The sequence below is a fragment of the Microcella alkaliphila genome, from assembly GCF_002355395.1.
Lineage (GTDB): Bacteria > Actinomycetota > Actinomycetes > Actinomycetales > Microbacteriaceae > Microcella > Microcella alkaliphila_A.
On the sequence record NZ_AP017315.1, the window covers coordinates 2,111,401 to 2,132,357 of the forward strand.

General features: G+C 69.3%; 28 protein-coding genes and 1 other RNA gene. 8 read left to right on the top strand and 21 right to left on the bottom strand.

All coding sequences use genetic code 11. The annotated features are described in order from the left end of the window. Positions 1-20: 20 nt before the first annotated feature. Together CPY97_RS10365 and CPY97_RS10370 are read right to left on the bottom strand one after the other, a co-directional pair. Positions 21-263, bottom strand: coding sequence for a zf-HC2 domain-containing protein (locus tag CPY97_RS10365; protein ID WP_096422484.1), 243 nt, complete (start codon positions 261-263; stop codon positions 21-23). Continuing rightward, positions 260-895, bottom strand: a complete 636-nt coding sequence (locus CPY97_RS10370) for a sigma-70 family RNA polymerase sigma factor (protein ID WP_096422486.1) — start codon at positions 893-895, stop codon at positions 260-262. Before CPY97_RS10370 ends, CPY97_RS10365 begins: the two co-directional genes overlap by 4 nt. Before the next feature lie 66 nt (positions 896-961). Here CPY97_RS10370 and aroA point away from each other — a divergent pair, with 66 nt between their 5' ends. Genes aroA through CPY97_RS10390 form a run of 4 tightly spaced genes read left to right on the top strand, consistent with a single transcriptional unit; the run spans position 962 to position 4,765 of the window. Next, positions 962-2,350: a 3-phosphoshikimate 1-carboxyvinyltransferase gene (aroA, locus tag CPY97_RS10375; protein ID WP_096422488.1), complete on the top strand. Its 1,389-nt coding sequence runs from the start codon at positions 962-964 to the stop codon at positions 2,348-2,350. Continuing rightward, entirely contained in the window at positions 2,347-3,402 is a 1,056-nt protein-coding gene (rsgA, locus tag CPY97_RS10380) for a ribosome small subunit-dependent GTPase A (RefSeq protein ID WP_096422490.1), read from the top strand. The genes aroA and rsgA overlap by 4 nt, the downstream gene beginning before the upstream one ends. Before the next feature lie 9 nt (positions 3,403-3,411). Continuing rightward, entirely contained in the window at positions 3,412-4,233 is an 822-nt protein-coding gene (locus CPY97_RS10385; protein ID WP_096422492.1) for an inositol monophosphatase family protein, read from the top strand. Positions 4,234-4,246: 13 nt separating this feature from the next. Next, positions 4,247-4,765, top strand: a complete 519-nt coding sequence (locus CPY97_RS10390) for a septum formation family protein (RefSeq protein WP_231923923.1) — start codon at positions 4,247-4,249, stop codon at positions 4,763-4,765. Here CPY97_RS10390 and CPY97_RS10395 read toward each other — a convergent pair. The 10 genes from CPY97_RS10395 to prfB all read right to left on the bottom strand — a co-directional run bounded on the left by CPY97_RS10395 (position 4,762) and on the right by prfB (position 12,505). Continuing rightward, complete coding sequence (locus CPY97_RS10395) at positions 4,762-5,787, bottom strand: NAD(P)-dependent alcohol dehydrogenase (RefSeq protein WP_096422496.1); 1,026 nt, start codon at positions 5,785-5,787, stop codon at positions 4,762-4,764. The genes CPY97_RS10390 and CPY97_RS10395 overlap by 4 nt on opposite strands. 24 nt (positions 5,788-5,811) lie before the next feature. After that, positions 5,812-6,033, bottom strand: coding sequence for a helix-turn-helix transcriptional regulator (locus tag CPY97_RS10400; RefSeq protein ID WP_096422498.1), 222 nt, complete (start codon positions 6,031-6,033; stop codon positions 5,812-5,814). Continuing rightward, positions 6,027-6,464 (bottom strand): hypothetical protein, encoded by a 438-nt coding sequence (locus CPY97_RS10405; RefSeq protein WP_096422500.1) that lies wholly within the window; start codon positions 6,462-6,464, stop codon positions 6,027-6,029. The genes CPY97_RS10400 and CPY97_RS10405 overlap by 7 nt, the downstream gene beginning before the upstream one ends. Positions 6,465-6,541: 77 nt before the next feature. Continuing rightward, positions 6,542-6,913, bottom strand: coding sequence for a YccF domain-containing protein (locus CPY97_RS10410; RefSeq protein WP_096422502.1), 372 nt, complete (start codon positions 6,911-6,913; stop codon positions 6,542-6,544). A gap of 71 nt (positions 6,914-6,984) precedes the next feature. Further along, positions 6,985-7,355: a transfer-messenger RNA gene (gene ssrA, locus CPY97_RS10415) on the bottom strand. A gap of 172 nt (positions 7,356-7,527) precedes the next feature. Continuing rightward, positions 7,528-9,000: an MFS transporter gene (locus tag CPY97_RS10420; RefSeq protein WP_096422504.1), complete on the bottom strand. Its 1,473-nt coding sequence runs from the start codon at positions 8,998-9,000 to the stop codon at positions 7,528-7,530. A gap of 51 nt (positions 9,001-9,051) precedes the next feature. Beyond that, positions 9,052-9,528, bottom strand: coding sequence for an SsrA-binding protein SmpB (gene smpB / locus CPY97_RS10425; RefSeq protein ID WP_096422506.1), 477 nt, complete (start codon positions 9,526-9,528; stop codon positions 9,052-9,054). A 133-nt stretch (positions 9,529-9,661) separates the two neighbouring features. Next, positions 9,662-10,576, bottom strand: a complete 915-nt coding sequence (gene ftsX / locus CPY97_RS10430) for a permease-like cell division protein FtsX (protein WP_096422508.1) — start codon at positions 10,574-10,576, stop codon at positions 9,662-9,664. Next, positions 10,573-11,307: a cell division ATP-binding protein FtsE gene (gene ftsE, locus CPY97_RS10435; RefSeq protein ID WP_096422510.1), complete on the bottom strand. Its 735-nt coding sequence runs from the start codon at positions 11,305-11,307 to the stop codon at positions 10,573-10,575. The genes ftsX and ftsE overlap by 4 nt, the downstream gene beginning before the upstream one ends. 88 nt (positions 11,308-11,395) lie before the next feature. Beyond that, positions 11,396-12,505, bottom strand: coding sequence for a peptide chain release factor 2 (gene prfB, locus CPY97_RS10440; RefSeq protein ID WP_096422512.1), 1,110 nt, complete (start codon positions 12,503-12,505; stop codon positions 11,396-11,398). Positions 12,506-12,601: 96 nt separating this feature from the next. On the opposite strand from prfB, the gene CPY97_RS10445 reads away from it, so the two are divergent. Then, complete coding sequence (locus CPY97_RS10445; protein ID WP_096422514.1) at positions 12,602-13,321, top strand: hypothetical protein; 720 nt, start codon at positions 12,602-12,604, stop codon at positions 13,319-13,321. Here the strand turns inward: CPY97_RS10445 and CPY97_RS10450 are convergent. The 8 genes from CPY97_RS10450 to CPY97_RS10480 form a co-directional block, all read right to left on the bottom strand. Next, entirely contained in the window at positions 13,318-14,277 is a 960-nt protein-coding gene (locus CPY97_RS10450; RefSeq protein ID WP_096422516.1) for an SDR family NAD(P)-dependent oxidoreductase, read from the bottom strand. The genes CPY97_RS10445 and CPY97_RS10450 overlap by 4 nt on opposite strands. 125 nt (positions 14,278-14,402) lie before the next feature. Beyond that, positions 14,403-14,873, bottom strand: a complete 471-nt coding sequence (locus tag CPY97_RS10455) for a pilus assembly protein TadG-related protein (protein ID WP_096422518.1) — start codon at positions 14,871-14,873, stop codon at positions 14,403-14,405. Continuing rightward, positions 14,870-15,373 carry a hypothetical protein gene (locus CPY97_RS10460; protein ID WP_231923924.1) on the bottom strand — a complete coding sequence of 168 codons (504 nt, stop codon included), beginning with the start codon at positions 15,371-15,373 and terminating at the stop codon, positions 14,870-14,872. Before CPY97_RS10460 ends, CPY97_RS10455 begins: the two co-directional genes overlap by 4 nt. After that, positions 15,348-15,740 (bottom strand): TadE/TadG family type IV pilus assembly protein, encoded by a 393-nt coding sequence (locus CPY97_RS10465; RefSeq protein ID WP_096422520.1) that lies wholly within the window; start codon positions 15,738-15,740, stop codon positions 15,348-15,350. The genes CPY97_RS10460 and CPY97_RS10465 overlap by 26 nt, the downstream gene beginning before the upstream one ends. A 47-nt stretch (positions 15,741-15,787) precedes the next feature. Further along, positions 15,788-15,964, bottom strand: coding sequence for a hypothetical protein (locus CPY97_RS13560; protein WP_173826884.1), 177 nt, complete (start codon positions 15,962-15,964; stop codon positions 15,788-15,790). 80 nt (positions 15,965-16,044) lie between these two features. Beyond that, a complete protein-coding gene (locus CPY97_RS10470) occupies positions 16,045-16,983 on the bottom strand; it encodes a type II secretion system F family protein (RefSeq protein WP_096423609.1) in 939 nt (312 codons plus the stop codon). After that, positions 16,980-17,843, bottom strand: coding sequence for a type II secretion system F family protein (locus tag CPY97_RS10475; RefSeq protein ID WP_096422522.1), 864 nt, complete (start codon positions 17,841-17,843; stop codon positions 16,980-16,982). Before CPY97_RS10475 ends, CPY97_RS10470 begins: the two co-directional genes overlap by 4 nt. After that, positions 17,840-19,072, bottom strand: a complete 1,233-nt coding sequence (locus tag CPY97_RS10480; protein ID WP_419866105.1) for a CpaF family protein — start codon at positions 19,070-19,072, stop codon at positions 17,840-17,842. Before CPY97_RS10480 ends, CPY97_RS10475 begins: the two co-directional genes overlap by 4 nt. Before the next feature lie 114 nt (positions 19,073-19,186). Between CPY97_RS10480 and CPY97_RS10485 the strand changes: the two genes are divergently transcribed. The 3 genes from CPY97_RS10485 (at position 19,187) to CPY97_RS10495 (ending at position 20,583) form a co-directional block, all read left to right on the top strand. Beyond that, positions 19,187-19,999 (top strand): acetoacetate decarboxylase family protein, encoded by an 813-nt coding sequence (locus CPY97_RS10485; protein ID WP_096422526.1) that lies wholly within the window; start codon positions 19,187-19,189, stop codon positions 19,997-19,999. Positions 20,000-20,074: 75 nt separating this feature from the next. Further along, a complete protein-coding gene (locus CPY97_RS10490; RefSeq protein WP_096422528.1) occupies positions 20,075-20,326 on the top strand; it encodes a type II toxin-antitoxin system Phd/YefM family antitoxin in 252 nt (83 codons plus the stop codon). Next, positions 20,323-20,583 carry a Txe/YoeB family addiction module toxin gene (locus CPY97_RS10495; protein WP_096422530.1) on the top strand — a complete coding sequence of 87 codons (261 nt, stop codon included), beginning with the start codon at positions 20,323-20,325 and terminating at the stop codon, positions 20,581-20,583. Before CPY97_RS10490 ends, CPY97_RS10495 begins: the two co-directional genes overlap by 4 nt. A 62-nt stretch (positions 20,584-20,645) precedes the next feature. Here the strand turns inward: CPY97_RS10495 and CPY97_RS10500 are convergent, their stop codons facing one another. Continuing rightward, positions 20,646-20,846: a hypothetical protein gene (locus CPY97_RS10500; protein WP_096422532.1), complete on the bottom strand. Its 201-nt coding sequence runs from the start codon at positions 20,844-20,846 to the stop codon at positions 20,646-20,648. Positions 20,847-20,957: the final 111 nt, after the last annotated feature.

The following is a 20,957-nucleotide window of genomic DNA, read 5'->3' on the forward strand; positions in this document are numbered from 1 at the left end:
CGTGCGTTCGGGATCGCGCGCTACGCGCGGTTGTCGAGGTTCGAGATCGCTCCGAGGACGAGCTCGCGCAACTCGTCGGGTGCCTTCTCTTGGCACGCCTCTTTCACCTTGTTGGTCAGGGTGAGGCCGACGAGGTGCTCAGCCGAGCAGTCGTCGCAGACGGCCATGTGGTCGCGGATGTCCTGGCACTGCTGGGGGCTCAGCTCGTTGTGCAGGAACTCCTCGAGCTCGGCCTTGGCTTTGTCGCAGCCGCAGTCGGTCATGTCGTGCTCCTGGTGGTGGTCGGGGTCGAGTCGGGGATGGCGTAGCCGCGCTCTCTCGCGTAGTCGGCGAGCTTCTCGCGCAGCTGTCGGCGACCGCGGTGGAGGCGACTCATCACGGTTCCGACCGGCGTTTTCATGATGTCGGCGATCTCTTGGTAGGCGAAGCCTTCAACGTCGGCGAGATATACCGCGAGGCGGAAGTCTTCGGGGATCTCTTGCAGCGCGTCCTTCACGGCGCTCGCGGGCATCCGGTCGATCGCTTCAGCCTCGGCCGAGCGACCGGTGGACGACGTGGCGGACTCGGCGCCGCCGAGCTGCCAGTCTTCCAACTCCTCGAGCGCACCCTGGTAGGGATTGCGCTGATTCTTGCGGTACTGGTTGATGAACGTGTTCGTGAGGATGCGGTACAGCCACGCCTTCAGGTTCGTGCCCTGTTCGAACTGCGCGAACGCAGCGAAGGCCTTCACGAAGGTCTCTTGCACGAGGTCGGCGGCGTCGGCCGGGTTTTTCGTCATGCGCATCGCGGCGCCATAGAGCTGGTCCATGAACGGCAGAGCCTGCTCTTGAAACAGTGCTCGCTTGGTTTCGGCCTCGTCAGTCATCGAGCGCCAGTGTACTGACGGGGCATCCATGACAAGCGTCGCGCTCAACGAGCACCGTCCTTTCAATCCCGTGCGTGCCGACTACCCTGATAACCGATGCTCGTCTCGAATAATTCCGGCCCCCGCTTTTCGCCCTACGGCGACGAAGATCGCACCGAGGCCGCGACCGGCGGCCCCACGGACACGCGCTGGCTCGCCCCGACCGCCGCGGGCCCCCTGAACGCCCGCATCATGCTTCCCGGGTCGAAGTCGCTCACCAACCGCGAGCTGGTGTTGTCGGCGCTGGCCGACGCGCCGTCGCTGCTCCGCCGCCCGCTGCACTCGCGCGACACGCGACTCATGGTCGAGGCCCTGCGCTCGCTCGGTGTTGACATCGAGGAGGTCGACGGCGACGGCGCCTTCGGCCCTGATCTGCTCATCACGCCGCCCGACGAGCTCACGGGATCCGTGTCGATCGACTGCGGGCTGGCCGGCACGGTCATGCGCTTCGTGCCTCCCCTGGCCGCGCTGGCGCTCGGCCCCGTCGCGTTCGACGGCGACGAGTCGGCGCGTCGGCGCCCCATGCGCACGACGATCGAGGCCCTGCGAGCGCTCGGTGTCGACGTCAACGATGACGGTCGCGGCACGCTGCCCTTCAGTCTCTGGGGTCGCGGGGCGATTCGCGGCGGCGAGCTCGCGATCGACGCGAGCGCGTCGAGCCAGTTCGTCAGCGGCCTGCTGCTTGCCTCCCCCCGCTTCGAGGAGGGCATTGTGCTGCGCCACACGGGCGAACACTTACCGTCGATGCCGCACATCGAGATGACGGTGCAGTGCTTGGCCGACCGTGGTGTGCGCGTCGATAGTCCCGAGCCGGGCGTGTGGGTGGTCGAGCCCGCCCCGATCGCCGGACTCGATGTCACCATCGAGCCCGACCTCTCGAATGCTGCACCGTTCCTCGGCGCCGCCCTCATCGCCGGCGGCACCGTGACGGTCGACGGCTGGCCTGCACGCACGACGCAGGTCGGCGCGGACCTCACCCACCTGCTGCCGCACTTCGGCGCCACCGTGCGTCACGACGCCGACGGCGCTGTCACCGTCGACGGCGGGGAAGGTCTGCGCGATGGCCGCGCGATCAGCGGCGTCACCCTCGACCTGTCGACCGGGGGCGAACTGGCCCCGGCCCTCGTCGCGCTCGCCGCGCTCGCCGCGGGTCCCAGCACCATCACCGGCATCGGGCACCTTCGCGGCCACGAGACCGACCGGCTCGCGGCGCTCACCGCCGAGATCACGGCCCTCGGAGGCGCGATTCGCGAACTCGAGGACGGCCTCGCCCTCGAACCCGCCACCCTCTCGGGTGGGCCGTGGCGCGCGTACGAGGACCACCGGATGGCCACGGCGGGCGCGATGATCGGGCTGGTCGTCGAGGGCGTCGAGGTCGACGACATTACGACGACGGCGAAGACACTGCCCGAGTTCCCCGAACTGTGGCAGGGCATGCTCGCATGAGTTGGCTGCCTCCCGTCGACGACGATGACGACGAGCCCTGGGGCGACTACGACGAGAGCGCGGTGCGCGAGCGGCCGAATCCGAAGGCAAACCGACCCCGCACGAAACAGCGTCCGGCACACGACAACGCCGTGGTGGGCCGGGTGGTCACGGTTGACCGCGGCCGCTATCTCACCCTGATCGACGAGGGCACCGACACCGAGCGGGAGGTCCTGAGCACCCGCGCGCGTGAGCTGCGTCGCACCGCGATCGTCACAGGCGACCGCGTCGACGTGGTGGGCGACGTCAGCGGCGCCGAGGGGAGCCTCGGACGCATCGTGCGCGTGCACGAGCGGCGCACCTTGCTGCGGCGCAGCGCTGATGACACCGACGCCGTCGAGCGGGTGATCGTCGCGAACGCCGACCAGCTCATGGTCGTGGTGGCCGCCGCCGACCCCGAGCCCCGCCCCCGCCTCATCGACCGCTACCTTGTCGCCGCCTATGACGCCGGCGTCACCCCGCTCGTCGTCGTGACGAAGACCGATCTCCGCGATCCTGCCGAGCTGATCGCGCCGCTCAGCGCGCTGGGGGTCGAGATCGTGACGAGCGCCGCATCCGACCCGCCGCTCGATCGGCTGCGCGCACTGCTGCACGGCCGCACCACCGTCGCTGTCGGACACTCCGGGGTCGGCAAGTCGACGCTCGTGAACGCGCTCGTGCCGGGCGCGGGGCGCGCGACCGGCATCGTCAACGCGGTCACGGGCCGCGGGCGTCACACGTCGAGTTCGACCGTGTCGCTGCGCCTGCCCGACGGTGACGGCTGGATCATCGACACCCCCGGGGTGCGTTCGTTCGGGCTCGGCCACGTCGACCCGGCGAACATCCTGACGGGCTTCGCCGACCTCGCCGCCGTGGCCGAACGCTGTCCGCGGGGGTGCACGCACCTCCCTGATAGCCCCGACTGCGCCCTCGACGAGGCGGTGGAGGCCGGAGAGCTCGGCGAGGCGGGCGCCGCGCGGCTCGACTCACTGCAGCGACTGCTCGCCACCCTGATGCGGCCGAAGGACTACTAGATTCGGTCTGTGACCGACAGCGCCTCGACCCACGCCGACGACCTCGCCCTGGCCCTCAGGCTTGCCGCCGCCGCCGACGAGGTGTCGCTCGCGCGCTTTCAATCGCTCGACCTGGAGGTGACGACGAAGCCTGACCGCACCCCCGTCACCGACGCCGACCGCGCGGTCGAGGAGACGATTCGTGCGGGCCTTGTCGCCGAGCGCCCCCACGACGCGATCTTTGGCGAAGAGTTCACGGCGGCGGCGGATCGCACGGAGGTCGCCGGGCGTCAGTGGATCATCGACCCGATCGACGGCACCGCGAACTTTTTGCGCGGCGTGCCGATCTGGGGCACCCTCATCGCGCTCGCTGTCGACGGTCGCCCCGTCGTCGGCGTGGTCAGCTCCCCCGCGCTCGAGCGTCGATGGTGGGGCGCGACAGGCCTCGGGGCATGGATGACCCGCACCGGAGCACTCGCGGGTGCCGATCCGACCCGGCTGCGGGTCAGCGGCGTCTCGACCCTCGCCGACGCGGTGGTGTCGTACAACAGCCTGCCCGGCTGGGCCGATGCGGGGCGCCTGGACCAGGCCATCGCGTTCGCCCGGAGCGCGTGGCGGGCCCGCGCCATCGGCGACATGTGGTCGTACATGCTCGTCGCCGAGGGCTCGCTCGACGCGGCTGGGGAGTTCGACCTGCAGCCCTACGATATGGCGGCGCTGCAGCCCATCATCGAGGAGGCGGGTGGCCGGTTCACTTCGGTCGACGGCGAGGAAGGCCCGTGGCACGGCAGCGCGCTCGCCACCAATGGTGTGCTGCACGACACCGTGCTCGACATCGTCAGAAATCGCTGACTATGCTCGCCGTGTGACCCGCCCTCGCCTCTTCGCCCGCCGCCTATCGCTACTCGCCGTCGCTGCTGCGGCCGCGGTCAGCCTGGCCGGATGCTCGCTTCTGGGATCCACGTTCGGCGGCGACTCGACGCCCCGCGGCGACGACGGCCAGGTCATCGAACAAAATGACAGCGCTGACGTCTTCACCATTCGAGTCGGCGACTGCCTGAACGACGCGTCTGCCAGTGACGAGGTCACCCAGGTTCCCCTCGTGCCGTGCAGCGAGCCGCACGACAGCGAGGTCTACGCGTCGATCATCTTGACGGGCGACTCATTTCCCGGGAACGACGCCGTGATCGCCGAGGCCGACGACGCCTGCTTCGAGCGCTTCGAAGAGTTCGTCGGTATCCCCTACCTCGACTCGATCTACGACTTCAGCTATTACTTCCCGACGGAAGGCAGCTGGGCGAACGGCGACCGCGAGATCCTCTGCGTGATCTACGACCCGGCGGGCCAGAAACTCACGGGCTCGCTCGCCGGAATCGCTCGCTAGCGACCGAGCGTCAGCACGAGTTTGCCCGCGACCTGCTTCGCGGCGAGCCTGTCGAGCGCGGCGCGCGCGTCTGCGAACGGCACCACCTCCGTCACCGCTGACGCGATGCTGCCCTCGGCCACCTGGCCCAGCACGCGGGCGACATCGTCGCCGGTCTCCTTCTGCATGACCGACGCAATACGCTGCGACGCCACCATGTTGGCGAGCGGAACCCGAAACAGCTGCCGGTCGAAGCCTTCGAACACCGGCCCGCCGACCCCGTCGGCCCCCACGATGACGAGCGTGCCGCGTCGGGTGAGCGCCCGCCGCAGCACGTGCAGCGGTCGGCCATCGGCGGTATCGATCACGACGTCGAATGTGCCCCAGCGCGATGGATCACTCTCGCGCGCGTAGTCGATCAGCCGCTCCACGCCGAGGCTGCGCACGAAGTCGGACTTGCGAGCGCTGACCACGGCGGTCACGTCGGCCCCGGCGAGCGCCGCGTACTGCGCGGCGAACGCGCCGACGCCGCCACCCGCCCCAATGACGAGCACGCGCTGGCCCGCCTCCACGCGGGCGACGTCGCGCACCGCCTGCAGGGCGGTGACGGCCGAGATCGGGATGCTCGCCGCATCCGTCATCGAGACCGCCGAGGGCGCGAGCGCGAGCTTCCGTGCGGGCGCGACGGCGTACTCGGCGAGGGCGCCGGCGCCTGACCCCGCGACGTGGTCGCCCACGGCGATGGTCGTCACCTCCTCGCCGATGGCGACGACCTGACCGGCGAGGGCGAGACCCGGGACCCGCTGACGAGGGGTTCGCCAGCCGACGGCGGGGCGCACCATGAGGGGTCGCCCGGCGAGGAGGTGGATCGTGCCCGCATCGGGGCTCATGGCCTCGACGCGCACGAGAACCTCACCACGCCGCGGTGTCGGCACGGGGCGCATCTCATCGGCGAGCACATCGCTCGTGCCGTACCGGCGCTGCACGAGCGCGCGCATGGTCGTCGGGATGATCGGGCGGACGGTCGGGGTCGCGCTAGTCATCGGGGTGCCTTTCGGGGTGGGCGCTCACGCGCCGTCGGGGTACTGGAAAACGTCGTCGAGGCCGACCCCGAAGACGCGGGCGATCTGGAAGGCGACTTCGAGCGAGGGCGAATACTTGCCCTGTTCAATCGCGTTGACCGTCTGCCGGGTGACGCCGAGCGCGTCAGCAAGTTGCCCCTGGGTCATGCCACCGTGCTCGTCCCGCAGGGCGCGAATACGGTTGGTGACACGCGTCGGCTTCACCACGACGGCACCCCCCTGCGGTGCATGACGATACGGGCGATCGACGACAGGATGCCCGAGGCGACAAAGCCGACGAGGATCGCGTTGGCGATCCAGAAGTGCTCGACCTCGAGGATGGCGAGAATCATCGCGGCGACTGCGCCGATGATGATGAAGGATGCGCCGACCTGATCGGAGAGCCGGTTGATGGCGCGGTCGCGCACATCGGTTCGTCGCGCACGCTCGCCGCCGAACATTCCGACGATGATCGTCAGCACGATTCCGATAACGATCGACCCGCCGATCATCCACGCGATGAGGTCGCCATACGGGGTTGCACTGAACGGAGCGCCGTCTGCGCGGCGGACGAGCAGCGTCAGGTAGGTGGCGTAGGCGCCGATGGTGACGGCCAGTTGAATCCACGCGCCGCGGTGTTCGAAGCTCATCGCGAGCATCCCCTCGATCGTTCGGGTGTCAAGAATTCTTGACACCCGAACGGTAGGGCACGCGCAGCACGCGTGTCAATAATTTTTTACATGTCGACGATCTGCTTGCCGAGCGGCAGCAACGCGACGGGCACCATCTTCAGGTTCGCCCACGCGAACGGGATGCCGATGATCGTGATTGCGAGGACAAGAGCCGACAGGATGTGTCCGATCGCGAGCCACCAGCCGGCGAGGACCACCCACACGATGTTGCCGAGCGCGGACCCCACCCCGGCGGTGGGTCGATCGACCACGGTCTTGCCGAACGGCCACAGCGAATACACGCCGATGCGCCACGCGGCGATGCCCCACGGAATCGTGACGATGAGCACGACCATGATCAGGGCCGCCAACGCGTAACCGAGGAACAGCCACAGGCCCGACAGAATCAGCCAGATCACGTTGAGGATGACGCGCATAGGCCCAGTCTTGCAGGGCAGCGCACAAACACGGGCGCGCGAACCCTCCAACAGTGCGTGACAACAACCCATGGTGGAGATGGGGGGAATCGAACCCCCGTCCACTGCTGTGAGCCTGAGCCTTCTACGGGCGTAGTCTGCTGAGACGTTCTGCTCGGCCCCGACCTTTGTTGCAGACCCCTAGGTCGACGGGCCCAGCCTCAGAAAAAGTCCCGTGTGGCCCTGAGACGCAACCACACAGCAAGCCTCCTCAATGACGCCAGCGACCGGGGCGGAGGCGAACCCGGGCTGACGGACTATCTACTCTGCCTTAGGCGGCGAGAGCGAAGTCGGTGCGCTTAGCATTGGCACCTATTGGTTACAGGGAGCGTTTACGAGATAACCCTGCATCCTCGACCCGCTTCTCACAGTTTCGCAGGCAGTGTCGAAACCGATCATCCCCGTGGGACTCGCACCGGGCATCCCGTCGTCTGAAAAGAAGAATGGATGCTCGTGCGAGCGAGTCGCTGTCACGCACTGTGGAGTTTCGTAAGTCGCCTGCTGCCGTTCGGGCCGGCCACCGGCGTTCTCACACGCTCGCGGAACCCGCGGCGTAGCCCTTCAGTATAGCCACGCTAGACCCCGTCGGGAACCCTGCCCGCACGCCGAGCACGGAGGTCGACGAGGGCGACGATGAGGGCGATCGACACGAACAGCACGATCACGGCACCCGCGTTCCGGTAGGCGTCTTGATACACGACGAGTTGCGAGAACATGCCCTCCTCGCGGTAGACGGTCGCGTAGAAGGCCGACACCGCCGCGGCGAGGCCCACGGCCGTGCCGACGCGCTGGCCGACCTGGCCGATCGAGCCGGCGACGCCGCCGGAGGTCACGGGCACTTCGGCAAGAGCAAGCGTCTGGTTGGGGGCGATGACCGCTCCCCCGCCCGCGCCGGCGACGAGCATCGCGACGGCCATCGCCCACGGCACGGCGATGGGCGGCAGCAGCAGGGCCGAGGCGACCGCTCCGCCGAAACCGGCGAGCACACCGACGAGACCGACGACGACGATGAGGCGCCCGTACCGATCGACGACCTTCCCCGAGTAGAAGGAGGTCACGGCGCTCGCCAGTGCGAACGGGATCGTGACCATTCCGGCGTAGACGGCGGGAAGATCGAGCCCGAGTTGCAGGAACAGCGTGAGCGTGAGGAACGTTGCCGGCATGGCGGCGAAGTAGGCCACCGCCAGCACGGTCGCGTTGCGGTAGCTGTGGATGCGGAACAGCGCGAAGTCGACGATCGCCGTGCGCCCGGCGGCGAGGTAGCGGCGCTCCCACGCGATGAACAGCGCGGCGATGGCGACGAAGACGCTAAGGAACCACCAGCGCGCGGGGTTGTCGTCGGGGCTGCCGGTCGTCAGCACGAACGGCAGCATGAGCGCCAGCACGCCCGCGCCGAGCAGCGCGGTGCCGACGAGGTCGAGGTCGGCTGGGCCGTCGGACGCGGGCTGGGTGCGCGGCAGCAGCTTGTAGGCGAACGGCAACAGCAGCAGCACGAGCGGCACGTTCATCCAGAAGATGAGGCGCCACCCGAGGTCGTCGCTGCCGAGGCTGACGAAGAGGCCGCCGAGGGTCGGGCCAAACGCGGTCGACAGCCCGATGACGGCGCCGAAGATACCGAACGCGCGCCCGCGCGCCGGGCCCTGGAAGAGCTGCTGGGTGAGCCCGAGCACCTGCGGCATGAGCAGCCCCGCCGAGATGCCTTGCAGGATGCGCGAGGCGATCAGCACCTCGACGGTCGGCGCGATGGCGCAGAACAGGCTGGCAAGCAGGAAGACGACGAGCCCGGCGAGGAACATCCGTCGCCGCGAGTTCAGGTCACCCCAGCGGCCGGCCGGCACGAGCACGACGCCGAACGCGAGCACGTAGCCGGCGACGATCAGCTGCACCTCCGTCGGGCCGGCGCCCAGCGACTGCTCGATCGCCGGAATGCCGACGTTCACCTTCGACAGGTCGAGAATCGTGAGCGAAGCGACCGCGACGGCGATCGCGAACGCCTGCCAACGGGTGCGGTCGGAGTACGTCACCTCGTCGCGCGCGCCGTCTGCCACAAGGGTCGAGCATAGACCGGGGGATGCTGTGCGCCCGGTGAGCGCGCTCCCCTACTCGCCGAGGCGGTTGCGGCTGCGCATCGCGCGCTCGGCCTCGCGCTTGTCTTGCTTCTCGCGCAGCGTCTGGCGCTTGTCGTACTCGCGCTTGCCCTTCGCGACCGCCAGTTCGACCTTCGCGCGGCCGTCGCTGAAGTAGATGCTCAGCGGGATCAGCGTGTAGCCGCCCTCTTTGGTCTTTTGGCTGATCTTGATGATCTGCTGCTTGTGCAGAAGAAGCTTGCGCTTGCGGCGCGGGGAGTGGTTGGTCCAGGTGCCCTGCGAGTACTCGGGGATGTGCACGGCATCGAGCCACGCCTCTCCCCCGTCGATGAAGCCGTAGCCGTCGACGAGGCTCGCCCGGCCTTGCCGCAGCGACTTCACCTCAGTGCCGCTCAGAACGAGCCCGGCCTCGAAGGTGTCCTCGATCGTGTAGTCGTGACGCGCCTTGCGGTTGGTCGCCACGACCTTCTGACCCTGCTCTTTCGGCATGGCGCCCCTCCTCTCGGCTCAGCGTTGCGAGTTCTCTCGCCCGGGCGCGCGGGGCAGCGCGCAGCCCTCCAGCATAGCCCGGCCCCGAGCATCCATTTCTGTTGGATGCTCGGTGCGCGTCGGTCGCGACCGATCACACGCGCAGATACCGGCTGATTGCGACGTTCGACGCGATCGCGGCGAGCAGCCCGCCGGCGACGAGCAGCACGGGCGCGACGATGAGCGCGTCGTCGACGGTGACGAAGCTCGTGCCCGGGAGAGTTTGCGTCAGATAGCCCTGTACGAAGAAGTGCACGATCGCGATGACGGCGCCGCCGGCGAGCAGCGAGCCGAGCAGGGCCGCGACGACGCCTTCGAGCACGAACGGGGTCTGGATGAAGCGGTTGGAGGCTCCGACAAGGCGCATGATGCCGAGCTCGCGTCGACGCGAGAAGGCGCTCAGGCGGATCGTGGTGGCGATCAGCAGGGCGGCGGCGACAAGCATGAGGGCGGCGATGCCCACCGCCGTGAGGCTCGACGCGTTCAGGATGGCGAAGATCTGGTCGAGGTAACTGCGCTGGTCGACAACCGACTCGACCCCGGCGAGGCCCGCGAGCGCGTCGGAGAGGATCTGGCTCTGCTCGGGGTCGACGAGGTTCACCCAGAACGCCTCGGTCATGAGCTCGGGCGTGACGAGGGAGGCGATCGCGTTGCCGGCGAACTGGTCTTGGAAGTTCTGGAACGCGAGCTCTTGGTCTTCGAAGTAGTACGCGTCGATGAACGGCGCGAGCGTCGCCGACTGCAGTTGCGCCTCGACGGCGGCGATCTGGTCGTCGGTGGCGGCCTGCTGGTCGCAGCTGCCGGCGGTCGCGAAGTCGGTGCAGAAGTACACGGCGACCTGCGCACGGTCGTACCAATACGTCTTCATCTGCGTGATCTGCGACTGCAGGAGGATCGCGGTGCCGACGAAGGTGAGCGAGATGAAGGTCACGAGCACGACCGAGACGACCATCGAGAGGTTGCGGCGAAGCCCCTGCCCGACCTCACTGAGAACGAGTCCGAGCCTCACGGGGTGACCTCCGCCGGGCCGAAGGACTGCTCGCGCACGAGCGGCACGGCCTGCGTGTAGCTGCCGCCGCGTTCGTCGCGCACGATGCGGCCGCCAACGAGCTCGACGACGCGGCGCTGCAGCCGGTCGACGATGCCGACGTCGTGGGTCGCCATGACGACGGTCGTGCCGTTCGCGTTGATGCGCTGCAAGAGCGTCATGATGCCGTCGGAGGTTGCGGGGTCGAGGTTTCCGGTCGGCTCGTCGGCGAGCAGGATCGACGGCTTGTTGACGACGGCGCGCGCGATCGCGACGCGCTGCTGCTCGCCGCCCGACAGCTCGTGCGGGAAGCGCCCGCCCTTGCCGTCGAGGCCGACGGTCGCGAGCGCGTCGGGCACGGCCTCGTGGATGAATCCCTTCGACTTGCCGATGACCTGCAGGGTGAAGGCGACGTTGTCGAACACGGTCTTGTTCGGCAGAAGCCGGAAGTCTTGGAAGACGACGCCGAGGTTGCGGCGGAAGTACGGCACCTTGCGGCTCGAGATGCGGCCGAGGTCTTGCCCGAGCACGTGGATCTGCCCCGAGGTGGGGCGCTCCTCCTTCAGCACGAGGCGCAAAAAGCTCGACTTACCCGAGCCGGACGCGCCCACGAGGAAGACGAACTCGCCCGCGAGAATTTCGAGGTCGACGGCGTTCAGCGCCGGCCTCGCGTTGCCGCGGTACACCTTGGTGACCTCATCGAATCGAATCACGCCGGTCAGCGTAGGCGGGGGCGCGGGATGCGCGGGGTTGCCACGCGCGCGCCACCTCGACTCTCAGGCGCCCCTTACGTGCGCCGGGTTAATCGGTGGGCTTTTGCTTGCGCCACTTGATGCCGGCGGCGATGAACGCGTCGAGGTCGCCGTCGAACACCTTCGAGGGGTTGCCCTCTTCGTGCTCGGTGCGGAGGTCTTTCACCATTTGATACGGGGCGAGCACGTAGGAGCGCATCTGATCGCCCCAGCTGGCGGTGATCGTGCCCGCGAGCTCTTTCTTCGTCGCGGCTTCCTGCTCTTTCTGCAGCAGGAGCAGCCGTGACTGCAACACGCGCATGGCGGCCGCGCGGTTCTGGATCTGGCTCTTCTCGTTCTGCATCGACACCACGGTGCCGGTCGGCAGGTGCGTGATGCGCACGGCCGAGTCGGTCGTGTTGACGCTCTGGCCGCCGGGGCCCGACGAGCGAAACACGTCGACGCGGATGTCGGACTCGGGAATCTCGATCTCGGCGGTCTCCTCCATGAGGGGAATCACCTCGACCGCGGCGAAGCTCGTCTGGCGTTTGCCGGCCGCACCGAAGGGGCTCATGCGCACGAGTCGGTGGGTGCCCGCCTCGACGCTGAGCAGCCCGAACGCGTGCGGGGCGTCGATCTGGAACGTCGTCGACTTGATGCCGGCCTCTTCGGCGTACGAGGTGTCCATGACGGTTGCCGGGTAGCCGTGCTGCTCGGCCCAGCGCAGGTACATACGCTGCAGCATCTCGGCGAAGTCGGCGGCGTCGACACCGCCGGCGCCCGAGCGAATCGTGACCACGGCGGGGCGGTCATCGTACTCGCCGTCGAGTAGCGTCTGCACCTCGAGATCGCCGAGCGTCTTCTCGATGCCGGCAAGCTCCTCGGCGGCCTCAGCGGCTGAGTCGGCGTCGTCGGCTTCGCGGGCGAGCTCGATAAGCACCTCGAGGTCGTCGAGGCGCTGCTCGAGTTCGGTGATGCGCTTTAGTTCGGCCTGCTTGTGGCTGAGCGCGCTCGTGACTTTTTGGGCGGCGTCGACGTCGTCCCACAAATCGGGGGCGGCGGCCTTCTCGCCCAGCTCGGCGATCTCCGCGGCGAGGCGGTCGACGTCGACGACGGCGCGGATGTCGCGGAAGGTGGAGCGGGCGGCGGCGATGCGCTCAGAAAAATCGAGGTCGAACATTGTGCCCCCAGCCTATCGGCGTGACCAGCGCCGCCCCCGAGCGTTAGGATCGCAGTGACGTCGCCCCGTGCATCCCGATGTGTGTAAAGGAGCCCCGTGTCGACCGCCACGCTGACTGCCGCGCTCACGCATCGTCTCGCGCTGTTCGCCGCCGGTCAGCTGCTGCTCACGGTGATCTTCGCGCTCGCGGGCGTCGCCGAACCGTTCGCCGCGGCCGGCGCCTGGTGGCCGGTCACGGCGATCGTCGTGAACGTCGTCTCGCTCGTGCTGATGCGGTGGTGGCTGCACCGCCACGACAGGCGCCTGCGCGACGTGTACCGCGTCGAGCCGCACCGCGTGCCGCGCGTGCTGGGGCTGGTCGCGCTCGTGACGGTGATCGCGCTGGCACTCGGAGCCGCGGGAAGCCTCGGTCTCGGCGCCCTGCTGTTCGGCGATCCGCAGCTGGCGGTCGCCGCGCTCGTGCAGCCGCTGCCGGCGTGGGCGATCATCCCGGTCGTCGTGGTGTTTCCGCTGACGACCGCGGCGGTCGAGTTGCCGCTGTATTTCGGCATCGTGCTGCCCGAGCTGCGCGAGCGGGGCCTCGGCGAGTGGAGCGCCGTTCTGATCGCCGGTGGCGCGCTCGCGGTGCAGCACGTGGCGCTTCCGTTGAGCACTGACCCGGCGTTCATCGCCTGGCGGGCGCTGATGTTCGTCGCCTTCGCCGTGTTTCTCGCGCTCGCCCTGTCGCGCAGGCCCGTGCTGCTTCCTTACCTCGTGGGCATTCACTATCTGCTCGACCTGGCGGTCGCGCTGCAGTTCGCCGGCGTCGCGCGCTAGGTGCTGCTGTCGGGCGCGGGTGGCGCTGACAGCGTGCTCGCGGCCGACCGAGTGTTCGCGGGCGCGTCCGCGCTCGATGGGGAGTGGGCGCTGGAGGCCGAGCGCACGCTCGACACCGACTGCGCGCTCGCGGCCGACTGCGCACTCAGCGGAGTGGCGACCTCGAGCGACATCTCGGCGGCCATCCGCGCCGCCGGATGCATGTCGGCGTCGACGGGATGCTCGGGGGCGGGAACCGTCTCGGTGGGCGCCGCCGGAATGTCGGTGAACGCGGTCGACGGCAGATCCTTCTCGCCATTCACGATCGCCTCGACGATGCGGGCGGCGACCGCCTCGGGGAGGTACCCGGTGGGGAACTTCGGCGTCTCGCCCGCGATGGGGTGCCGCGACAGCTCGGTCTCGGTGTGGCCGGGGCGGGCATCCAGGACGCGGATCTTCTGGCGGCGCAGCTCGCGCGCGGCGACCTGCGTGAACGCGTGCAGGGCCGTCTTGACGGCGGAGTAGGCGGCGAGCCCGTTCGTGGGGCTCTCGGCGACGAGGCCCGACAGGGTGACGACGAAGGGCTCTCCCCCGGCTTCGGCGCTCTTCGCGAGCGAGTCGGTGGCGGCGCGCATGACGCGCACGGGCCCGGCGGCGTTGACCTGCCAGAGCTGTTCGAGGGTGTCATTGGTGAGTTCGGCGATCGGCCCGAAGGCGACGACCCCCGCTGCGTTGATGACGCCGTCGAGCCTGCCGTTCGCGGTCACGGCCGTCGCGACGAGGGTGCGGGCGAAGTTCGGGTCGGCCAGGTCGCCGGGCACGAAGGTCGCCGGGATGCCGAGCGCTTCGATGTTGGTCATGTTTCGGCCGCTCAGTGTGAGCTTCGCGCCGCGCTCGTGCAGCAGGCGCGCGATGTGCCGGCCGAGTCCGCCCGTTGCGCCCACGACAATGATCGACGCGCCCTTCAGGTTGGTCATGCGGTGAGCGTATCGGCCGCACTCCGGGAACGTGCATGGGGCACTCAGAAAACTCAGTGAGCGCGCAGGTTTGGTGTGCGCGGGTGTTGACGACGCGGGTCGCGGCGGTGCGGGAACCGTGGCCTCTACTGCAGCACGCTGCGGGCGGTCGCCGTCACCTCGATCGTCAGCCCCTCCGGCACGAACAGGGTGACGACGGGCGGGCGCCAGGCGGCCTCGAGCGTCACTTCGGCGGAGACCCCGTCGGGGGTGCGGGCGGCGACGAGGCGCAGGGCCTCGAATTCCGACGTGGGCGCCTCGCTCAGGTACGCGCCCACGTCGCGCGCGACGCCGGCGTCATCGAGCCTCGGTCGCAGGCTGCCGTCGGGCGCGCGCACCGCGTCAAGGTCGAACGACTCGGCTCCGACGAGCGCGGCCCCGTCGGCCAGCGTGAACAGTCGCTTGCGTTCGAGGTAGAGCGAGGTGGCGGCCGAGACCAGCAGCACGACGACGAGTCCGAGCGCGGCGTAGCCGGCGATCAGCGGGAGGATGGATCCGGTGTCGTCGGCGAGCATCCGGGATGCGCGGGGCGACGTCGCGCGCGCTCGTCGCCTCATCGCGCGCCCCAGAATCGCGAGACCTGCTGGGTGGCGGCCGCATCGATGGGCACGGCGAGCGGCGTGCGCAGGTCGAGCACGTCGGGGACGAGCGGCAGCGGCACGCGCGCGCTGACCTCGACCGTGACCCAGCCACGGCGGGTGTGGCAGGCGGCGGGGTTGGGCTGGCACGAGATCGTGAGGTCGACGGCCTCGGCAGCGACCCCGTGGTCGGCGAGTGCGAGCTCGAGCGCCCGCGCGGCCGCGGCGCTGCCCGCGGCGGTGTCGGGAGCCTGCACGAAGACGCGGGCTGCGTGGCGGGCCGCCCCCTCGGTGGCGAGCGCGGCGGACTGGATCGTAGCGAGCGCGACGATCAGGTACACGAGCGGAATAAGCAGGAGCATCCCGGCGGTGATGAATTCGAGCGAAGCGGAGCCGTCGTCGGCCGCCGCGCGGTCGAGGAGACGGCGCCGGGCGTCGCTCCGCCGTCGAATCTCAGCGCAGCGGTTCGAGCGCCGCACGGCCGCTCACCTCCAGGGCTCCGTCAATGCCGAACAGCCCCACCATCGGTAGCGGCGCGCGAACCGTCACCACGACAACGGGATGCTCGCCGAACGTTCCGAATCCGGCGCCCACGTCGCCGGCGTAGCGCGGCCCAATCGCGGTCGCGATGAGCTCGCGGGAGCGCTCGACACCCGCCTCGAGCGAACTGTCGGCGAGCGCCGCGAACCGGGCACCCTCGGCCGCGGCGTCGATCAGCGTGGTGCGCACGTGCAGGGCGAGAGCCAGCTGCAGCACGGCCAGCAGCACGAGGGTGAGCAGGGTGCCGACAAGCACGAACTCGACCGGGGCCGAGCCGCGGTCGTCGTCGAGTCGTCGAGTCGTCATGGGCGCCGAATGCGGGGGCGGGCGTCGCTGTCGTTGTCGTCGCGCGCCTAAAAGGTCGCTACGCGGTCGATCGCCTGCTGGAAGACGCCAGACAGGGCGGGGCCGGCGAGCGCCCAGATCAGGATGACGAGGCCCGCGGTCATGAGCGTGATGAGCACCCAGCCGGGCACATCCCCTCGGTCATCGTCGAGGTGGCGGGCGAGTCGGGCGCGGAGACGGGACATGACGATTCCTTCCGGGGGCGGGATGAACGCGAGCAATAATGCGCGTTCCAGTGAGGCGAGTGGTGACCTGTCCACAGGCGTCAGAAGCCGAACTGCAGGACGAGCAAACCCGGGTACACCGCGAACAGCACGGTCACCGGCAAGATGAGGAACACCAGCGGGATGAGCATCGCAACCTCGCGGGTGCCCGCCGCCTCGAGCAGCGAACGCTTGGCGTCGTCGCGGGCGTCGGCCGCCTGGGCTCTTAGCACCTCGGTCAAGGGCGTACCCCGTTCGATTGCCGCCAACACCTGATCGACCAGGCGCGACACCGGCGGGATCGCCAACTCGTCGCGCAGTTCGGCGAGGCCCTCCGCTATCGGCTGGCCAGCCGCCTGCCGAGACACCACGCGGTCGAGTTCGCCAGCAAACTCTCCACTGCCCGTGCGGGCAACCCGACGCAGCGCCTCCACGATGGACTCCCCCGCCGCCACGCTCAGAGCCAAGAACTCGACGACGGTGGGGAATTCCTGGGCGATGCGCTGGGAGCGGCGCTTCGCCGCACGCGCGAGCACAGCATCCACGAGGGCGATGCCGGCAATCGCGCCGGCGCCGATCCCGACAATGGCGACCGGGATGACGGCCAGCGACTCGCGGCCGGCGACGACTCCGAGCGCCGCGCCCGCAGCAGCACCGATGAGGGCGCCGGACAGCTGCCGGGTGCGGTGGCCGCCCACCGTCGCGGACGATCCGGACTGCCGCAGGCGCGTACGGATGGTCGCCTCGCCGCCGAGGACGGACTCGAGAAAGCGCGTACCCCGCTCGGCAAGCGGCGCGAGCAGCGCGCCGAGCACGGGCAACGGGTCGGAGCGCCGCGGGGCGACAAGCTGGGCGGCGACCGGGCTGACATCGACGAGGTAGGGCGCGAGGCGCTGGTCGAGCCGAGGGCGGCCGATGCGTGGCACGGCGCTCGCGAGCAACCACAGCCCGAGGCCTAGGGTGCCGCCGGCGACGAGGGCGGCCGCGAGGGCGGGATTCACCGGAACCACCGCCCCTCTTCGGGCAGGCGGCCGATCGCGACCATCAGTCGGTACGCCACCAGAGTTGCCGCGAGGCCCGCGGCGACGAGCGCAACGCCACCCGGCGTGTTGTAGGCGGCCTGAGCCTCCGGGCGCGAGCCGAGCATGAGCAGCACCACCCAGGGCGCGGCGACGCCGAGCCGCGCGGCCGTGCGCACCCACGATTGGCGCGCCTCCACCTCGCCGCGCACCGCCACCTCGGCACGCAGGTAGTGCGACAGCGACCGCAGAACGGCGGGCAGCTCCGTGCCGCCCACCTCCCGCGCCATGCGGAGCGTCTCGACGATGCGGTCGGCGACCGGGTCGGCAAGGGTCTGCTTCAGGGTGTCGAGGCTCTCATCGAAACGGGCGGTGCGCATCCAGTCGCGGCGAAACGCGACGAATGCCGGGCGGACCGGGTCGGGCGCGCTGTCGCCCAGCGCGCTGATCGCGTCGGGAAGCCCACGCCCCGCCCGGATGCTCGACAACAGCAGGTCAACGACGTCAGGCCAGAGGGCGCGCAGCGCGCGGCGCCGGGCGGCGGCGCGAGCGCGCAGGAGCAGGATCGGAGCCACCGCGCATACGGCCGCCGCCGCCGGAGCGAGGGCGAGAACAGGGACCAGCAGGAGGACGAGGCCCGCGCCGATTACCGCCAAGACCACCATCACGGCGACGAGCACGGCGGGCGACACCGCGGCGAGGCCCGCGCGGGCGAGCAGGTCGGCGAGGCGTCCCGGGGAGCCGGGGCGAGCATCCGCCGGTTTCGGGGTTCGAGGCCAGAGCCAGGGCGAGGCGACCAGCAGTACTCCCGCGGAGAGGAGCAGGGCGACGACGACGGTCATGCGGCGTGGCCGATCACGGGGCGCGGGTCGAGCCCCGCGTCGGCGAACTTCTGCGGGCGGGGCGGAAGCGAGCCGGTGGCGACCAGATTGCCGAGAGCGTCGCGGACGAAGAGGGGCGCATCCGTGATTCCGTCGGCGGCGACCGCGCCGGTCGGGGCAACGATCTCGCGCACGCGACGGCCCCTGTCCGGAGCGAGTTCGAGGTGCACGACGATGTCGATCGCGCTCGCGACCGTCGGCACGACGAACGACGAGTCGATGTTGCGGCCGGCCAAGAGGGGCAGCGTCGAGAGCTTGATGAGGGCATCCCGTGCGCTGTTGGCGTGCAGCGAGCACATGCCCGGCATTCCGCTATTCAGGGCGATGAGGAGGTCGAGCGACTCGGCCTCGCGTACCTCACCGACGACCAGGCGGTCGGGACGCATGCGCAGCGCCTCCTTGATGAGGCGGCGCAGGGTGATCTCGCCCGTGCCCTCGAGGTTTGCGCTGCGGCACTGCATCGCGACGACGTCAGGGGCGTCGAGGTCAAGCTCGAACGTCTCTTCCACCGTGATGATGCGCTCGCTCGGGCGGGCGCTCGCCAACAGCGCACCGAGCATCGTCGTCTTGCCGGTGTGCGTCGCGCCGCTGACGAGGATGTTGCAACCCGCCAGCACGCTCAAGCGCAGAAACTCGGCCGCCTGGGGAGTAAGCGAGCCGAGTTCGACGAGGCGCGTCAGCGAGCGGATGCGCTGCGAGAACTTGCGCACGTTCACCGCCCAGTGCCGGCGCGTCACGTCGGGGATCGCGACGTGCAGGCGGGAGCCGTCTGGCAGGCTCGCATCGACGAAGGGGGAGCTCAGGTCGACCCGGCGACCGGTGGCCTGCAGCATCCGCTCGACGATGACGCGCACCTGATCGTCGGTGAGCGTGAGCGGCACGCGCTCGGTCACACCCGAGCGGGCGACGAAGATCGCGTCGGGCGCGTTCAGCCAAATCTCTTCGACCTCGGCGTCGTCGAAGTAGGGCTGGAGGGCGCCATACCCGGTGAGGCCGGCGAGCACCTCGCCGTGCGTGCGCACCTCATCGTGGATGCGCGGCAGCGCCCCCGACAGCGACCGCTCGGCGTAGACGCGCAGCTCTTCGCGCACGAGACGCTCGGCCGCGTCGGGATCGCGGTGCAGGTCGACGCGCTCGCTGCGCACGCGGGCCCGCACCCGGTCGGTGATGGTGGCGACGGGGGTGGACATGCGCGACATTGTGCGCGGGGGTGGGGCGGGCATCCGAGTTTCTGTCCACAAGCGCCTGGATGATCGCCAAAAATACCTATCGTTTGTTTCCGAATGAATCGCTAGGCTGGGGCAATGGCTGACCTCACCGGCTTCATGGCCCCGCAAACCCCCACCGGCAAGAGCGCGATCATTCCCGACATGCCGTGGTACTACTCCGGAACGCTACTCACCGCCGAGTACCGCACCGACCCCGCGAACGTCGCCGCACTCCTTCCCGAAGGCCTCGAGCTTGCCGACGACGACCCCGGTGCCGTGGCTCTCATCTGGGCCGACTGGCAGTCGTGCTCGGCGTCGGGCGCGGAACTGCTCGACCCACAGCGCTCGCAGTACCTCGAAACCTTCGCCGTCGTGCGCGTGAAGCACGACGGCCAGACCTACACCCGCTGCGTCGCCATCTGGGTGACAAAAGACTTCGCGATCGCCCGCGGCTGGTTCCAGGGCTACCCGAAGAAGCTGGGGAGCATGGCCGTCACGCGCGTCATGAACGTCGGGCGCGCCGCGCCGCGCCTCGCCCCGGGCGCGAAAATCGGCGCCTCGCTCGCCGCCTACGACCACCGACTGGCCTCGCTGGTCGTCACCCTCGAAGCCGAGAGCGACACCAACGGCTTCGTCAACGGCCACCCCATGCTGCACTCGCGCTGGATGCCGTCGATCACCCCTGGAGCCGGCAACTCGCTCGACCAGCTCATCACCATGGGTGGAGTCGACGCCGAGGTCGGTGCCACCTGGCGCGGCGACTTCGAGCTCGAACTGTACGACTCCCCCTGGGACGAGCTCGCGTCGATCCTGCCCATCCACGAGAAAATCGGTGCCTACTACCGCGAAATCGGCGTGACCTTCAACGGCGGCACGCTCGTCGCCGACCGGTCGAACCCGAGCATCTAGCGTGTGCGCGGCAGGATGCCCTGCCGCCACGAACACCCGAGTGGTACCGTATGTGGTACGACTCGGGAGGCCGTCATGACCGCGATCAGTGCATCCGAAGCGCGAAAGACGCTCTTTGGGATCATCCAGCAGGTGAACGACGACCATGCGCCCGTTGAAGTGGTGTCGAAGCACGGCAACGCCGTCATTCTGTCGAAGGCCGACTATGACGCGATGGCCGAGACCGCCCACCTACTGCGGAACCCTGCCAACGCCGAGCGGCTGCTCGCGTCGATCGAGCGCGCCCGGCGCGGAGAGTTCGAGCAGCACGACCTCGTCGACCCGTGACTCGCGCCCTGGCGTTCGACGCCCACGGCTGGGAAGACTACGTCTACTGGCAGCGCCAAGATCGTAAGACGCTGAAGCGCATCAACACCCTGATCGCCGACGTGCTTCGTGATCCTTTTGCCGGGATCGGCAAGCCCGAGCCACTCAAGCACGTGCTGTCGGGCGCCTGGTCTCGCCGAATCGACGACACCAACCGGCTCGTGTACTACGTCACCGACGAGCACATCGTGATTCTGCAGGCGCGGGCGCACTACTAGAGGTCGAGACGGCACCCACGCTTCCTCGACTAGAGATCGAGACAGCACCCACGCTTCCTCGACTAGAGGTCGAGGAAGTACTCCTTGACCTCCCACTCGGTGACCTCGTCGGGCATCTCGGGGCCGACCGCCTCCGTGAAGCGCTCGATCTCGTCGCGCTTCATCACCTCGAAGACGTCGACCAGCGGGCCGCCCATCAGCCCGAGGAGGCGCTCGTCGGCGCGCAGGGCATCGGCGGCATCCCCCAGGAACTTCGCGAGCACAGGGAAGAACTCGTCTTGGCGGGCGCAGGCAACGGCGTGGAAGACGCGGTGGACAGCCTAAGCTCACGACTGATTTCACCAACGGCCGTCGCAAATGTCGTCAGGTGTTTA